The following is a 16,076-nucleotide window of genomic DNA, read 5'->3' on the forward strand; positions in this document are numbered from 1 at the left end:
ACTCACTCCTCAGACATCCAAGTACGAAGAAGCTTGGCGAACTCTTCTGGGTTGCTCTCTGCCAATTTCTCCAACTGTTTCTTCTTGACGGCGCCTTCGCCTCGTTCTTCAAGGTCGAGGTCCGGCACTTCGTCTTCATATGGGACTTCCCACTCGTTCGTCTCAGCGAGCGGCTCTTGCTTGCGCTTGCGTAGTGCGAAGAAGACGAGGGCGAGTAGGACGACCGCGCCGGCTGCGGCGGCATACATCCACCATGGCGTCGCTTGCTCGGTCGTCGCGACCGCTTCCGCTTCTGCGAACGGGCGAGACACGACGACGACTTTTTGTTCCAATTCCGCTTCCGTGAGGGCTTCGCCCGTCTTCGCGAGCGATGTGCGGATAATCGAATACATCATCGTCTCGAGGTCACCTTCGAGTTGCGGGTCGATCGTCGTCGCCCCGTTCGGTGGTTCGACGATGAGCTGGACACCGAGGTCTCGAATCGTGTACGGCGCGTTTTGGATCTGTTTTGTGATGCGATTCACTTCATAGTTGATGATTTCATGATTTTTCTCGCTCTCTTCGTTACCGGTACCCGTCGCGGCTGGGAAGTTGACCGTGTCGTTCTCGGCCGTCCCGGCTGCTGTTTGCGCTCCGGTCCCGCCTGTGTACGCCTCGGCGATTCGTTCGGCCGATGTGACGATCCCTTCCATGCTGTCTTCATTGACCGGGGTGACGAGGTTTTGCTCTTCTGCCGTCTGCGTCGTGTCGATGTCGGCTGTGACCGATACGAGCACGCTACGCTCACCGAGAAGCACCGAGAGCATCTGTTGAATCTGTTGACGTACGTCTTTCTCGACTTGGCGCTTCAAAGCGAGCGGGTCGGTCGAGCCACCGCCGGCCATCGTCGACTGGTCCAGGTCGTAATACGTGAAGTATTGGTCCATAATCGAGATGTTTTCCGGCTTCAAGTTCGGTACGCTCTTACTAATCAAGTGATACAGTCCTTTCACCGTCGCCGGCTCGAGATTCGTACCAGCTCCTAAATTTAAGACGATGGAGGCCGTCGGTTCGCCTTGGTCCTCTGCTAGAAAGACAGACTTCTCGGGTAGCGAGATGATGACTTTTGCCTGATTGATGCCTTCGATTTGCGTGATCAATCGTTCGAGCTCGGTCTGCATCGCGCTCCGTTCGATGACGGCCATCTCACGGTCCGTCGTTCCGAAGCCAGCGTTCTCGCTAAAGAAGCTATAATCGATTGCACCCGACTTCGGGATGCCTGCTGCCGCCAGACTGACTTTCAGTTGGTCGACTTGCTCACTCGGTACGTATACACTGACACCGTTCGAAGTCGCTTTAATCTCAGCCTTTACTCCGTCGGCCGTCAACTGTTCCGTCACCTCGCCCGCTTCTTGAGCGGACAGGTTCGTATAGAGCGGGGCCATGTTCGGGCGCGACAGCCAGACGGTCAAGAGCACCGCGACAAGAATCACGCCGACGATGACGAGACCCCAAATGATTTTTCGGTTCGTTTTCATCGTTTGAAGCGAACCGGTCAGTGAACCGAATCGTTCTTTTAACTTTTCATTCATCGCTACTCGTCATCCTCTACTTTAAACTTGCATTCGCATCATTTCTTGATAGGCTTCGACAGCCTTGTTCCGCACCTCAATCGCGAGTTGCATCGCTATCGACGACTCTTCACTTTGAATCATCACTTGATGAAGGTCGGCTTTTCCGACGGCAAGGTCGGCGCGAGCCGCACTCGTCGCCTGTTGCACGTCGTTCAACGAGCGCATCGCCTCATTCAAATACGATCCAAATTGAGATGGCGTATCTTTCACCGGGTTCACCCCGGTCGGTTGAGTTCCAATCATCGAAATCGGATTGATTTGCATCCGTCTTCACTCCTTATCCTTTACCAATTTCCATCGCTTTGACGAGCATCGCCTTCGTCGCATTCATCGCCGCCACGTTGGCCTCGTATGAGCGGGTCGCCCCCATCAGGTCGACCATCTCTTTCAACAAGTCCACGTTCGGCAACTGCACGTAGCCGCGTTCGTCCGCGTCGGGATGCGACGGGTCATAAGACAATTTATAAGGCGCCTCGTCCTCGACGATTCGCGCCACTTGCACGCCGCCCGAGACGGCGTTCGATAACTGTTTTCGAAACGGCGCTTCCTGAAGCACCGTCATCTTACGCGTATACGGCTGCCATTCTCCATCGACAAGTTTGCCGCGTGTCGTCTGCGCGTTCGCGATATTCGCTGAGACGGTGTCCATCCGTAACCGTTGTGACGTCAGCGCCGTCGCTGAGATATGAAAACTATCAAACATCCCCATCGTTAACGTCCTCCTCGTATCACCGTCTTCAAACCACCGAGCCGACGGTTGAGTTGTTCCATCATCGCCTCATATTGCAATTGGTTCCGCGCTAGTTCACTCATCTCGAAATCGAGGTCGACGTTATTCCCGTCACTGCGCATCGCACCTCCTGCACGGTCGACGATTTGGCTCGTCGCCCGCTCGCTCGGTCGCCCGCCGGCAAGTTTCAACCGCATCTCGTTCGATAGCGTCTGTTCGAAGACGGCTTGTTTCGCTTTAAAATTCGGGGTATCGATATTCGACAAATTATGACTAATCACTTTCTGGTGTAAGACCGAATGGTTGATCGCTTGCTTCATCAACTGATAGTCGGTGCCAATCCATTTCATGCGGCTCACTCGCTTTCACATAAAGATGCATGTATATACCTTATTTGGAAATTCCACTATTACATTGAAACAAATCTGTAACAGTTCTGAAAGATATTTTTAGGAAAACAGGTAAATGGTCTAACTTCTTTTTGTCGAATTTACGACATATTCTGAAAATAATTACTTTTGCACTAAAAAACCCGTTCTTTCATTCGAAAGAACGGGTTTTTGGACCTAAAGCGGTCTTTATCTAGCGATTGTAAGGCTGTTCGTGATGAACTTGCTCTGTTTCAATTAGATTTCAGCTTCTGTAACTCAAACAAGAAATTATCATTCAGTATCTTGATATAGGTTCCTTTCATCCCGAGCGAGCGAGATTCGATGACGCCGGCGCTCTCGAGCTTCCGTAGCGCGTTGACGATAACCGAACGAGTGATTCCCACTCTATCGGCAATTTTGGAAGCAACTAACAATCCTTCGTTTCCACCGAGCTCTTCGAAGATGTGCTCAATCGCTTCGAGTTCAGAATACGAGAGGGAGTTGATCGCCATTTGCACGACTGCCTTCTTCCGGGCAGACGCCTCGGCTTCCGCCGCTTTTTCACGCAAGATCTCCATCCCAACGACTGTCGCGCTATATTCTGCGAGGACGAGGTCGTCTTGCGTGAAGTCGTTATTCAAGCGTCCGAGCACGAGCGTGCCGAGACGTTCGCCGCCGCCGATAATCGGAACGATCGTCGTCTTCGATTCGAGAAAGAGTTCGCGGTTCTCAACCGGGAATGCCGTATATTCGCTATCGATATCGATATTTTCCGTCGTCTCTTTCACGTTGAACAAGTTCGACGCATACGGCTCCGGGAACTGGCGGTCGACAAGGAACGCCTTCATCCGCTCATTTTCAATCTGTTGTTTGATCGCAAAGCCGAGCAAGCGGCCGCGACGGCTGACGATGAATGTGTTCGCCTCAAGCACTTCACGCATCTTGTCCGCCATCTCTTTAAAGTCGACGTGCGCGCTCGCCTCTTGTTGAAGCATCGTGTTCAATTGGCGTGTTTTATCTAGTAAGTTCATAGTTCTGATTTTCCTCCCTGTATGTGCATACAGAATCTTATAGTATATATTGGCTTAAGTCTCGATCTTCCGCAATCGAACCGACTTTTTCTTTGACGTAAGCAGGTGTGATTTGAACGTTCGTCTGTGGCATGTCGGCCGCCTCGAACGACAAGTCCTCGAGCACACGTTCCATGATCGTATAAAGGCGACGGGCGCCGATGTCATCCGTCTCGCGGTTGACGTGCGTCGCAATCTTCGCAATCTCTTCAATCGCCTCATGGGTGAACTCGACCCCGATCTCTTCAGACTCGAGGAGCGCCGTATATTGCTTGATGAGCGCTTGCGACGGTTCGGTCAAAATCTTGACGAAGTCTTCTTCCGTCAAGCTGCTCAGCTCGACGCGAATCGGGAAGCGCCCTTGCAGCTCCGGAATCAAATCGGACGGCTTCGCCATATGGAACGCTCCGGCCGCGATGAAAAGGACGTGATCCGTTTTGACGGGACCGTATTTTGTCACGACCGTCGACCCTTCGACGATTGGCAGGATGTCGCGCTGGACGCCTTCACGCGAGACGCCGGCATGGTCTTGCGACTTCGTCGCAATCTTGTCGATTTCATCGACGAAGATGATCCCCATCTGTTCGCTACGCTGCACGGCCTCGTCATGGACCTCGTTCATGTCGAGCAAGTTCTCCGCCTCTTCGGCGATGAGGAGCGGACGGGCCTCACGGACCGTGATTTTCCGCTTCTTCCGTTTCTTCGGCACGATTTGTCCGAGCATGTCTTGAAGGTTCGACAGCCCTTCCATCCCTTGCCCTTGGAACAAGTCGACCGTCTGCTTCTCTTCCAAATCGACTTCAATCAACCGTTCCTCCAACTCGCCGAGCTCGAGCAGGCGCCGAAGCTGGGCCCGATCGCTCGCTTGTGTCGAGTCGGTCGCCGGTTCTGCCTGTTGCGCTTGACCGCCGAACAACGCCTCGAACGGGTTCGAGGCCGTCGGGGCGGCTTTCGCCTTCCCCTGAAGCGCATCGAGGATCCGCTCCTTGGCGACGGCTTCGGCTTGGTCTTTGACGCCTTCCTTCTTGTCTTCTTTGACGAGACGGACTGACGCCTCAACGAGGTCCCGGACCATCGATTCGACGTCGCGGCCGACGTAGCCGACTTCTGTGAACTTCGTCGCCTCGACCTTGACGAACGGGGCACCGACGAGTTTGGCGAGACGGCGGGCAATCTCGGTCTTCCCGACACCGGTCGGGCCGATCATCAAGATATTTTTCGGCGTCACTTCATCCCGAAGGTCCGCGCTCAGCTTTTGACGGCGATAGCGGTTACGAAGTGCGATCGCGACTGCCCGTTTCGCATCTTTTTGGCCGATGACGAAGCGGTCTAGTTCTGACACGATTTGGCGTGGTGTCAATTCACGTTTCATTTCGAATCGCCTCCAATTGTTTCGACAATGACTTGGTCGTTCGTATAGACACATAGCTCTCCAGCAATCTCGAGTGCGGCTCGCGCGATCTCTTCGGCCGATTTTTCTGGCGAGTAGCGGACGAGGGCCCGCCCCGCAGCCAGGGCGTAATTGCCGCCCGACCCGATAGCGAGGATGCCGTCATCCGGTTCAATCACTTCGCCGTTACCTGAGACGAGAAGCAAGTGATCGGCGTCCATGACGATGAGGAGCGCTTCGAGCTGACGGAGCATTTTATCGCCGCGCCACTCTTTCGCGAGTTCGACGGCCGCCCGCGGCAAATTCCCGTTATACATCTCGAGCTTTGACTCGAACTTCTCGAACAGGGTGAACGCGTCGGCGACGCTACCGGCGAAACCGGCGACGACTTTTCCGCCATAGAGCCGGCGTACTTTTTTCGCTTTGTTCTTCATGATGACCGCGTTTCCGAGCGTGACTTGTCCGTCCCCGCTCATTGCGCCTTTGCCTTCGTGTCGGACTGCAAAAATCGTTGTTGCATGGAACATAGTATGACCCCCTACTTTCTCGGATGTGTTGCTTGATAGACCGCCCTCAGCCGTTCGGTCGACACGTGCGTATAGCGCCCCGTCGTCGACAGCGATTCGTGGCCGAGTAATTCTTGGACGGCACGAAGATCAGCCCCGCGTTCTAATAGATCGGTCGCAAAGCTGTGGCGGAGCGAGTGCGGTGTCAACGGCTTCTGGAGACCACCGCGTTTCCGTAGCCGCTTCATAACATACCGGATTTGGTCTGTTGTCACTCGATTCCCGTTTTGACCGAGAAATAAAGCCGTTTCCTCGGCACTAGTATGCGCCTGTCTGACGAGCAGATAGCGGTCGAGCGCTTCCATCGCATATTTGCCGAGCGGGATGTAGCGTTCCTTCTTCCCTTTCCCGACGACATGGACGAAGGCGAGCGCCTTGTCATACGACGCGAGGTCCATTCCGCACAGTTCCGCCACGCGCATCCCGGTGCCATACAGCATCTCGACGATGGCGACGTCACGTGCGCGCATAAACGGGTCCTCCTCGGCTGCCGCGGCATGAAGCAGCTGTTCTACCTCACTCGGGACGGCAAACGTCGGCAACGACTTGCGTCGCTTCGGTGACGTCAGGCCATGAAACAGCGGTTCCCCCCCGTTTTCACGGGCGATGAACTTCCCGAACTGCTTCAGGCAAGATACTTTTTGCGAGACGGTCGTCGTCTTGGCGTCCGCCTCATAAAGGGCATATAAATAACGCCGCGCCGACTCCACATCATACGGATTGAGATGCGTCGTTTGGCAATATGCGGCGTACTGGTCAAGCGTCTGCCCATAAGAGCGTTTCGTATGAGGCGACAGTCGTCGTTCGACTTGGCAATAGCGTAAAAATGATTGTTGATCCTCGCCGAATCCCATTCGCTCGCCCCCTTGTTTTTGGCATAAAAACGCCCGTTCCCGTCAAATCGAAATTAGCATAGCACACAGAATGTAAGGTGACAATAGATAGCTCTTCAATAATCTGAAAATTTTCAAAGTGTTGTACAAATTACACAATTGAAATTTAAATTCATAAAAAAGGAAGCCAAAAAATGACTCCCTTCCCTTAAATTTCTTTATATTGTTGAATCGTCTCGAGGGCACGATTGGCGTACTTCTCGTAACGTTCTTGTTTCTTCATTTTTTTCGGCGCGTCTTCAAGCGACGGCACGAGTCCAAAGTTCGCGTTCATCGGTTGGAAGTGCTTTCCGTCTGTCGTCGTGATGTAATGTGCCATCGAGCCGAGCATCGTCTCACGCGGGAGCACGACCAACTCTTCCCCTTGAATCAGCTTGGCGGCATTGATTCCGGCAAGGAGCCCTGAAGCGGCTGACTCGACGTATCCTTCGACACCGGTCATCTGTCCGGCGAAGAAGAGCGTGTCACGCGTGCGCGCCTGATACGTTGGTTTTAACAAGTTCGGCGAGTTGATGAACGTGTTACGGTGCATCACACCATAACGGACGATTTCCGCGTTCTCGAGCCCAGGGATGAGTTGGATGATGCGCTTTTGCTCGCCCCATTTCAAATGGGTCTGGAACCCGACCAAGTTGAAGAGCGTACCGGCCGAGTTGTCTTGACGAAGTTGAACGACCGCATGCGGACGCTTGTTCGTCTTCGGATCTTCAAGGCCGACCGGTTTCATCGGTCCGAATAGAAGTGTCTTTTTCCCACGTTGGGCGAGCACCTCGAACGGCATGCACCCTTCAAAATAAATCTCTTTCTCGAACTCTTTGAGCGGGACGACTTCGGCTTTGACGAGTTCGTCATAGAAGACGTCGAACTCTTCTTCTGTCATCGGACAGTTCAAGTACGCCGCCTCGCCTTTATCGTAACGCGATTTCAAATATACTTTGTCCCGGTCGATCGTCTCCCCGTCAAGAATCGGCGCGGCCGCATCGTAGAAGTACAAGTAGTCTTCTCCTGTGAACGCTTTGAGCGAGGCCGATAAGTCAGGTGATGTGAGCGGTCCGGTCGCCACGATGACGATGCCGTCCGGGATTGCTTGAATCTCTTCGTTGTGCACGGTCACGTTCGGATGGTTCTTCAACGTCTCGGTGACGAACCCGGCAAAGTCGTGCCGGTCGACGGCGAGCGCGCCGCCAGCCGGGACGCTCGCCGTGTCTGCCGCTTTCAAGATAAGCGAATCGAGCGTGCGCATCTCTTCTTTCAGGACGCCGACTGCATTCTGCAGGCCGTTCGCCCGAAGCGAGTTCGAGCAGACAAGCTCTGCGAATTGGTCGGTATGGTGGGCCGGTGTTTGACGGACCGGTCTCATTTCATATAAGTCGACTTGAATCCCGCGCTTCGCGAGTTGCCAAGCCGCCTCGGAACCGGCAAGCCCGGCCCCGATGACAGTTACACGTTGTGACAATCTTAATCCTCCTCTTGCTGATGTACCTCGGTATGGGTACAGTTCGTACATTGATATTTGACACCGTCTTTAATTTTCTTCTCGACCATCATGTGGTCACATTCCGGGCAAGGTTTCGCGACCGGTTTGTCCCAAGAGACGAACTCACAATCCGGATAGTTCGAGCAGCCGTAGAATAGACGGCCTTTCTTGCTGCGCCGTTCGACGACTTGGCCGTCTTTACAGTTCGGACAAGGGACACCGATTTCGACTTGGACCGGCTTCGTGTTCGTACAGTTCGGGAAACCAGAACAAGCCATGAACTTGCCGTATCGTCCCATCTTGATGACCATCGGCGAACCGCAAATCTCGCAGTCGATGCCGGCCGGCTCATCTTTCACTTCAATCTTCTCGATTTCCGACTCGGCCCGCTTCAACCGTTTCTCGAAACTGCGATAAATCGGCGCGACGACATCCGTCCATGCGACTTCCTCGTTCTCGATGGAGTCGAGGAGCGTCTCCATATCGGCCGTGAACTGGACCGTGATGAAGTCGTTGAAGTATTCGTCAATCATCTCGATGACGAGTTCGCCGAGCTCGGTCGGGACGAACTTCTTCTCTTCTAACACGACGTAGCCACGCTTTTGAATCGTATCGAGCGTCGGTGCGTACGTTGACGGACGACCAATCCCGAGTTCTTCCATCGCACGAACGAGTCGGGCCTCTGTATAACGCGGCGGTGGCTGCGTGAAGTGCTGCTTCGGCTCAATCGTCTCGAACGCGAGCGTATCGTCCACTTCAAGCGGCGGCAACAAGCCTTCCTTCTCAGGGTTCGCTTCTTCGATATCATCGTCTTTTGACTCGATATACACTTTCATGAAACCAGGGAACTTGACGGTCGAGCCGTTGGCGCGGAACGTCATCCCGTTCGACTCGACATCGATTTTCACCGTGTCAAGGACAGCCGGTGCCATTTGGCTAGCGATGAGCCGTTCCCAAATGAGTTTGTACAACCGGAGTTGATCACGTGACAAGTACGGTTTCATCATGGCCGGGTCACGCAGCGCCGACGTCGGACGAATCGCTTCGTGTGCGTCCTGGACGTTCGTCGCTTTCTTCTCTTTTTGCTTTTGAAGCGCGACATATTCTTCGCCGAACGTCGATTCGATATATTCTTTCGCTTCGGCTTTCGCCAAATCGGAAATTCGCGTCGAATCGGTACGCATGTACGTGATTAAACCGACCGTTCCTTCTTTTTTGCCAAGGTCGATTCCTTCATACAACTGCTGGGCGAGCATCATCGTCTTTTTCGCACGGAAGTTCAGCTTACGGGCCGCATCTTGTTGAAGCGAGCTTGTCGTGAACGGGAGGGACGGGTTTCGTTTGCGTTCCTTTTTCGTGACGTCGACGACGTTGAACGAGTCCCCGATCGTGTTGAGCACTTCGTTCGCGTCAGCCTCTGTCTTCAGTTCGACTTTCTTGCCGTCTTTTCCGAAGAAAGAAGTCTCGAACGTCTCCCCGTCATGATTGAGGTTCAGTTTGATTGTCCAGTACTCTTCTGGGTCGAAAGCGTTGATTTCCCGCTCGCGATCGATAATCATCTTCACGGCGACCGACTGGACACGTCCAGCCGACAATCCTTTTTTCACTTTCTTCCATAATAACGGGCTCATCCCGTATCCGACGAGACGATCCAAAATCCGTCGCGCCTGTTGGGCATCGACGAGGTCGTGATTAATTTTACGCGGGTGTTTGAACGATTCTTTAATCGCATCTTTCGTGATCTCGTTGAAGACGACACGACATTCCGTCGTCTCATCGACACCGAGGGCACGGGCTAAATGCCATGCAATCGCTTCCCCTTCGCGATCCGGGTCAGCCGCGAGAAAGATTTTCGTCGCTTTTTTAGCGGCCGTCTTCAATTCTTTCAAGACCGGCCCTTTACCACGAATCGTAATATACTTCGGTTCAAAGTCGTGTTCGACGTCGACACCGAGCTGACTCTTCGGTAAATCGATGACGTGACCCATCGAGGCTTTGACCGTATAATTCGATCCTAAATACCGTTTAATTGTTTTTGCTTTCGCAGGTGATTCGACGATCACCAAATATTTTGCCATACATCTGCTCCCCTTTTAGAGGTCATTTAAATCCCTACCATAATATTCATGTTCTCGATGATTTGTCAACGTACAATCATGAGATCGTTCAGAAATTGATCGGGATTCGTCAATGGAATCGCACCTTCTTCAATCAATCGATTCGGTCCGGCGGCGAGTCGATCGAGCGGACTGCCCGGGACGGCAAACACCGTCTTTCCTTGCTCGAGCGCATGGCTGACCGTATTCATCGTCCCACTTTTTTCCCTACCTTGGACGACGACGAGCCGATCGCCAAGCCCACTGACGAGACGATTCCGTTCCAAAAATTGAAATTTTTTAACTGGCGTGTCCGGCACGTATTCGCTCAACAATAATCCGGTTCGTTCAATCCTGTCAAACAACGGACCATGCGCGGTCGGATAAATGTGAGAAAATCCCGATCCGAGAACGGCGACGGTCGGTCGATTGCGGACGAGCGAGGCTTCATGTACGAGCCCATCGATGCCTTTCGCCCCGCCCGAAATCGATACAGTTTCTTCTATTAAAGGATGCAAAAACTCGACGAGCGGACGACTGATGCGATTCAATTCACGGCTACCGACCAATGCGGTCGTTCTTTCATGTAGTACCTCTAAATCCCCTCGATAAAACAAACAATACGGAGGATTCGGGATGACGAGCAGACGCGTCGGGAACAACGGGTCTTCCCACGTCATGAAGTTGGTGTACGTCTCGGTATTTAGCTTCGCCCGTTCCACTTTCCTCAAGACGGCAGAAGAGGCGGAATACGTATCGAGCTTACCGGATAAATAATGATGAACGAACTCGACAGGCAACCGTTCGGCTGCAAAACGTGCTATTGTTTGATTCATCACAATCTCCTTTATAAGAAAGAGGGATGAAAATTCATCCCTCAGACCGATTTGGCTCACGTCGTCGGTTGACCCGTGACACAAGCGTCGTATATCCCTTTTTCTTTCAATACGCGAATGAGCGTCTCGCCGATGACAGCTGGCGTCTCGGCCACTTCAATTCCGTTGGCGTTGAGTGTCTTGATCTTCTCGGCTGCCGTTCCTTTACCGCCAGAGATAATGGCGCCAGCGTGACCCATCCGTTTACCTTCTGGGGCTGTCTGGCCACCGATGAAGCCGATGACTGGTTTCGTCATGTTCGCCTTCACCCACTCGGCCGCTTCTTCTTCAGCAGTTCCGCCGATTTCACCGATCATGATGACCGCTTTCGTGTCTTCGTCTTCGTTGAACGCTTTGAGCGTATCGATGAAGTTTGTGCCGTTGACCGGGTCGCCCCCGATGCCGACTGCCGTCGATTGTCCGATACCGGCTGTCGTCAATTGATGCACCGCCTCATACGTGAGCGTTCCTGAACGCGACACGATCCCGACGTGACCTTTCGTATGGATATACCCTGGCATGATTCCAAGCTTCGCTTCCCCTGGCGTGATAATCCCTGGACAGTTCGGTCCGATTAAACGAGCTGGCTTGTCCTCGAGATAACGTTTCACTTGGATCATGTCGATGACTGGAATCCCTTCCGTGATGCAGATGATGAGTTCGATTCCGCTATCGGCCGCTTCCATGATTGAGTCAGCAGCGAACGCAGGTGGCACGTAGATGATTGACGCGTTCGCGCCCGTCGCTTCGACTGCCTCAGACACCGTGTTGAAGACCGGTACACCATCAAGGACCGTCGTACCGCCCTTACCAGGCGTGACGCCTCCGACTAGCTTTGTGTTATAAGCCAACATCTGTTCGCCGTGGAACAGACCTTGTTTCCCTGTGATCCCTTGAATGATCACTTTTGTATCTTGATTCGCCCAAATACTCATGTCGTTTCCCCCTTATCGAACGAGTGCCGCGATTTTTTCTGCACCGTCAGCCATCGAGCTCGCCGACGTGATCGCAAGACCAGATTCATCGAGAATGCGTCGTCCCGCATCCACGTTTGTTCCCTCTAAACGAACGACGAGTGGTAAATCGAGTCCGATTTCTTTCGTCGCCGCGACGATTCCTTCAGCGATGATGTCACACTTCATGATGCCACCGAAGATGTTGACGAAGATCCCTTTGACTTGGTCGTCTGACAAAATCAACTTGAACGCTTCCGTTACTTTCTCTTTCGTCGCACCGCCGCCTACATCGAGGAAGTTGGCGGGCTCGGCGCCGTAATGCTTGATGATATCCATCGTCGCCATCGCGAGACCAGCCCCGTTGACGAGACATCCGATATTCCCATCGAGCGCGATATAGCTAAGGTCGTGTTTCGACGCTTCGACTTCACGTGGATCTTCTTCCGTCGTGTCGCGTAAATCGAGAATGTCTGAATGACGGTAGAGCGCGTTGCTGTCGAAGTTGAGTTTCGCATCGAGCGCGATGACGTTGCCGTCTTTCGTCGTCACGAGCGGGTTGATTTCCGCGATCGTGCAATCTGTCTCGACGTATACTTTGTACAACTTCATGACCATGTCACTGAACTTGTTGACGAGCTTCGTTGGTACTTCCATCTTGAAAGCGAGACGACGGGCTTGGAACGGACGGAGTCCGACGACCGGGTCGACGATTTCTTTATGAATCTTCTCTGGTGTATGTTCAGCGACTTCTTCGATGTCCATACCACCTTCAGATGAACCCATGATGACGATTCGGCCGATCGAACGGTCAAGCACAAGTCCTAAGTAAAATTCTTGATCGATTGCCGATCCTTCTTCGATGTAAAGACGTTGAACGACTTTTCCTTCCGGTCCAGTCTGATGCGTGACGAGCGTTTTGCCGAGAATTTCAGACGCATACTGTTTGACTTCCTCATCCGTCTTCGCAAGTTTGACACCGCCGGCTTTGCCGCGGCCACCTGCATGGATTTGTGCTTTGACAACTTTCAATTCACCGTCTAGCTTGGCGGCGGCTGAAACTGCCTCCTCTACCGTAAACGCCGGATAACCGGTCGGTACGGCGACTCCAAATGCGCGGAGCAGTTCTTTTGCCTGATACTCATGGATATTCATTTGATTTCCCCCTTAGTCCCCTTTAATATCGGCACGTCTATTGTAACGAAAAACTGAAAGCGCTGTCTATTGTTCTTGCTTTAACTTTTCATCTTTTTTTCACAAATAGCGCTAGACATCTATGATTTTATCCTGTTCCATTTGATAAAGAAACACAAACAGCTCGGCGATGACCTGATACAGGTCGTCCGGGATGTGCTCTTCGATTTGTAGCGCGTCGAGAAGCGACAACAGCGCCGGGTCCTCGTGAATCGGGGTCCCGTTCGCTTGGGCGAGGGCGAGCATTCGCTCGGCGACGAGTCCGCCCCCTTTGGCGACGACGCGAGGCGACTCCATCGTTTGCTCATACGACAAGGCGATGGCTTGCTTACGTTCGGTCATATTCGACGATCCACCTTTCCGAGCGGGGCGAACGGCTCTGGCACCGCTTCGATTTTTTGTTCGAACGCGAATCGGGACAGTTCATACCCCGCGTTATGTAACGCCAAAGAGAGTGTTGGCTCATAGGCGCGGACGAACGGACCTAAGTCGTGGCCTTCGTTATACACTTTAATCGTGATTTGCCGCTTATGGACGAGCAAATCGATCCCCGTCTCGCCGAACCGGGGCGTCTCGAGGAAGAGGACGATGCGAGCATGATCGGCGTCGAGCATCTCACGTTTCGGACCCTCGAGACGGAACTTGACGTTCTCGAACGGTCCTAAATGCGGTATGTGAAATCCATGAGCAGCGAACGGAGAGGTCTGCAACGCGTTGAACGTCTCTTGGGCGCGCACGAACGGCTCGAACTTCGTATTTTTCGTTTTGAACAGTTCGCCAATCAACTGCTTCACCTCGCTGCCGGCGCCGCTGTCGAGCAACTTTTGCCCTTGCACCTTGATCTGTTCTGGCGTCTCGAGCGGTTGACGGGCGAACTTGGCGAGCTCTGAAGTGAGTAAGGCGAGCGGCGAGCGTGCTACTTGCGCTTCGGTCGTCTGCGGGACGACTTTCAACACGAGTTTCGGCTCGAGCTCTGTGACGACCATCTTATACGTGACGTTCTCTTTCACGTCGGCGTTCACCCCGACGCGAAACAGGCCTTGCGGCAGTTGCATGACGGCCTCACCGCCGGGCAATAACTGGAGCACCCTGCCGACGACCGTATTGCCGACGAGCAGTTGGCGTGACGTCTGTTCCGTCACTTTGAACGGCATGACGCCTTGGTGATCGATGCGCATCGTTTCCCCTCCTACATCTGTTTGATTGGCGCGAACGACTTCCGGTGAATCGGCGTGACGCCACGTTCGGCAAGACCAGACAGATGGTCTTTCGTCCCGTAGCCGGCGTTGCGCTCAAAGCCGTAGCCCGGATAGAGGACGGCGTAATCTTCCATCATCTTGTCCCGTACGACTTTGGCGACGACACTCGCCGCCGCAATCGAGACGCTCCGCGTGTCGCCCTTGATGAGCGACGTCTGCGGCAGCTCGAGTTCGAGGCGCATCGCATCGATCAAGAGCGCATCGACGTCATCGAGCCGCTCGACCGCTTCCTGCATCGCTAGCTTCGTCGCCTCATAGATGTTCACCTCGTCGATGACGTCGGCGGCCACGATGCCGACCCCGACCGTCGCCTCGGCCATGATCTGCTCGAAGGCGCGCTCACGGGCTCGTTTCGACATCTTCTTCGAGTCGTTCAATCCAGGATGATAAAACGAATCGGGCAATACGACCGCTGCCGCGACGACCGGACCTGCGAGCGGGCCACGGCCCACTTCGTCGACACCGGCGATGCGTTCGAATCCCGAGGCGATCAGTTCCCGCTCGAACGCCATCCGGCTCGTGTAATCGTCCCGCTCGGCCTGTTCGTGTAAGAACTGCCTATCTTTTTTGGCGATGAGCGCTAGGACGCCTTTACGCGTCTCAGTGTCGAACGACGCGCGCACCGCTTCCCACTCCTCATATCGGACGGTCTCGAGCCGTCGTTTAATTTCTTCAATCGTCATCGTATCCCTCCTATCCAAAAAAGCCCTGTTTGCACAGGGCTTCACGCCAGCTCATGGTCGGCCGGTGTCTCGAGTGAGATTCGGCCAATCTTTTCGTGACGCAACTCGTTTAACAACAACTCGCTCGCTTTCTCGAAATCGACGTAGCCGCCGCTGATGAGACCGCGTTTCTTGCCAATCAACTCAAGCAGTTCGACCGCATCCTCCGGCAACTCCTCGAGCTTGAAGCGGTCCTTCAACTGTTCCGGATACCGCGTCCGTAGCTCGCGCGCCGTGTAGAGGGCGATATCGTCCAAGTTCAAGATTTCGTCCTTGATTGCCCCTGTCGCCGCCAAACGATAGCCGACGAGCTGGTCCTCGAACTTCGGCCACAAAATCCCCGGTGTATCGAGCAGCTCCATCTCGCCGCCTTTCATCTTGATCCATTGCTGGCGCTTCGTCACACCCGGGCGGTCACCCGTGATGGCGATGTTGCGCCCGGCGAGGCGGTTGATGAGCGTCGACTTCCCGACGTTCGGGATCCCGATGATGAGGGCACGGATTGGACCAGGGTTACGGCCTTTCTCACGCATCCGGTCGTGCTTGTCTTTCATGAGCTTCTCGGCGCCCGTCATGAGCTGCTTCAAGCCTTTGCTGTGCTTCGAGTCGACGGCGACGACTTCGACGTCGTCCCGCTTGAACGCTTTGAGCCAAGCGTCTGTGACGGCAGGGTCGGCCATGTCGGCTTTATTGAGGACGATGAGACGCGGCTTGCCCGCCGTGATCTCATCGACGATCGGATTTCGGCTCGACTGCGGGACGCGTGCATCGACGAGCTCGATGACGACGTCAATCAGTTTAATCTTTTCTGTTACTTGTCTTCTTGCTTTGGCCATGTGGCCAGGAAACCATTGAATTGCCAAAAAA

17 protein-coding genes are annotated in these 16,076 nt (G+C 53.8%); all 17 read right to left on the bottom strand.

The window, feature by feature from the left end; genetic code table 11:
• Positions 1-2 precede the first annotated feature (2 nt).
• The 17 genes from fliF to ylqF all read right to left on the bottom strand — a co-directional run bounded on the left by fliF (position 3) and on the right by ylqF (position 16,072).
• Positions 3-1,571: a flagellar basal-body MS-ring/collar protein FliF gene (gene fliF / locus DI14_RS12115; RefSeq protein WP_034808901.1), complete on the bottom strand. Its 1,569-nt coding sequence runs from the start codon at positions 1,569-1,571 to the stop codon at positions 3-5.
• A gap of 21 nt (positions 1,572-1,592) precedes the next feature.
• On the bottom strand, positions 1,593-1,877 hold the full coding sequence (gene fliE / locus DI14_RS12120; RefSeq protein WP_034808903.1) for a flagellar hook-basal body complex protein FliE: 285 nt from the start codon (positions 1,875-1,877) through the stop codon (positions 1,593-1,595).
• A gap of 13 nt (positions 1,878-1,890) precedes the next feature.
• Entirely contained in the window at positions 1,891-2,322 is a 432-nt protein-coding gene (flgC, locus tag DI14_RS12125) for a flagellar basal body rod protein FlgC (protein WP_034808904.1), read from the bottom strand.
• A gap of 2 nt (positions 2,323-2,324) precedes the next feature.
• The gene (flgB, locus tag DI14_RS12130) at positions 2,325-2,693 is read right to left on the bottom strand and encodes a flagellar basal body rod protein FlgB (RefSeq protein WP_034808906.1); all 369 of its coding nucleotides are present in this window, start codon (positions 2,691-2,693) and stop codon (positions 2,325-2,327) included.
• A gap of 272 nt (positions 2,694-2,965) precedes the next feature.
• Positions 2,966-3,745: a GTP-sensing pleiotropic transcriptional regulator CodY gene (codY, locus tag DI14_RS12135; RefSeq protein WP_034808908.1), complete on the bottom strand. Its 780-nt coding sequence runs from the start codon at positions 3,743-3,745 to the stop codon at positions 2,966-2,968.
• A 37-nt stretch (positions 3,746-3,782) separates the two neighbouring features.
• Positions 3,783-5,156 (bottom strand): ATP-dependent protease ATPase subunit HslU, encoded by a 1,374-nt coding sequence (gene hslU / locus DI14_RS12140; RefSeq protein ID WP_034808910.1) that lies wholly within the window; start codon positions 5,154-5,156, stop codon positions 3,783-3,785.
• A complete protein-coding gene (hslV, locus tag DI14_RS12145; protein WP_034808912.1) occupies positions 5,153-5,701 on the bottom strand; it encodes an ATP-dependent protease subunit HslV in 549 nt (182 codons plus the stop codon). Before hslV ends, hslU begins: the two co-directional genes overlap by 4 nt.
• Before the next feature lie 11 nt (positions 5,702-5,712).
• Positions 5,713-6,594, bottom strand: coding sequence for a tyrosine recombinase XerC (locus DI14_RS12150; RefSeq protein WP_034808914.1), 882 nt, complete (start codon positions 6,592-6,594; stop codon positions 5,713-5,715).
• 187 nt (positions 6,595-6,781) lie between these two features.
• Positions 6,782-8,089 carry an FADH(2)-oxidizing methylenetetrahydrofolate--tRNA-(uracil(54)-C(5))-methyltransferase TrmFO gene (gene trmFO / locus DI14_RS12155; protein WP_034808916.1) on the bottom strand — a complete coding sequence of 436 codons (1,308 nt, stop codon included), beginning with the start codon at positions 8,087-8,089 and terminating at the stop codon, positions 6,782-6,784.
• A gap of 2 nt (positions 8,090-8,091) precedes the next feature.
• Entirely contained in the window at positions 8,092-10,188 is a 2,097-nt protein-coding gene (gene topA / locus DI14_RS12160; protein ID WP_034808918.1) for a type I DNA topoisomerase, read from the bottom strand.
• Between the two features lie 65 nt (positions 10,189-10,253).
• Complete coding sequence (gene dprA, locus DI14_RS12165; protein WP_034808920.1) at positions 10,254-11,042, bottom strand: DNA-processing protein DprA; 789 nt, start codon at positions 11,040-11,042, stop codon at positions 10,254-10,256.
• 56 nt (positions 11,043-11,098) lie between these two features.
• Entirely contained in the window at positions 11,099-12,016 is a 918-nt protein-coding gene (gene sucD, locus DI14_RS12170) for a succinate--CoA ligase subunit alpha (protein WP_034808921.1), read from the bottom strand.
• A 12-nt stretch (positions 12,017-12,028) separates the two neighbouring features.
• Positions 12,029-13,189, bottom strand: a complete 1,161-nt coding sequence (gene sucC / locus DI14_RS12175) for an ADP-forming succinate--CoA ligase subunit beta (RefSeq protein WP_034808924.1) — start codon at positions 13,187-13,189, stop codon at positions 12,029-12,031.
• A 111-nt stretch (positions 13,190-13,300) separates the two neighbouring features.
• Positions 13,301-13,570 (bottom strand): EscU/YscU/HrcU family type III secretion system export apparatus switch protein, encoded by a 270-nt coding sequence (locus tag DI14_RS12180; protein WP_034808927.1) that lies wholly within the window; start codon positions 13,568-13,570, stop codon positions 13,301-13,303.
• Positions 13,567-14,406 carry a hypothetical protein gene (locus DI14_RS12185; RefSeq protein WP_034808928.1) on the bottom strand — a complete coding sequence of 280 codons (840 nt, stop codon included), beginning with the start codon at positions 14,404-14,406 and terminating at the stop codon, positions 13,567-13,569. The genes DI14_RS12180 and DI14_RS12185 overlap by 4 nt, the downstream gene beginning before the upstream one ends.
• Positions 14,407-14,417: 11 nt before the next feature.
• Positions 14,418-15,170, bottom strand: coding sequence for a ribonuclease HII (locus DI14_RS12190; RefSeq protein WP_034808930.1), 753 nt, complete (start codon positions 15,168-15,170; stop codon positions 14,418-14,420).
• 41 nt (positions 15,171-15,211) lie between these two features.
• Positions 15,212-16,072 carry a ribosome biogenesis GTPase YlqF gene (gene ylqF / locus DI14_RS12195; RefSeq protein ID WP_034808931.1) on the bottom strand — a complete coding sequence of 287 codons (861 nt, stop codon included), beginning with the start codon at positions 16,070-16,072 and terminating at the stop codon, positions 15,212-15,214.
• Between the last annotated feature and the right edge of the window lie 4 nt (positions 16,073-16,076).

The organism is Exiguobacterium sp. AB2 (genome assembly GCF_000696055.1).
GTDB lineage: Bacteria > Bacillota > Bacilli > Exiguobacteriales > Exiguobacteriaceae > Exiguobacterium > Exiguobacterium alkaliphilum.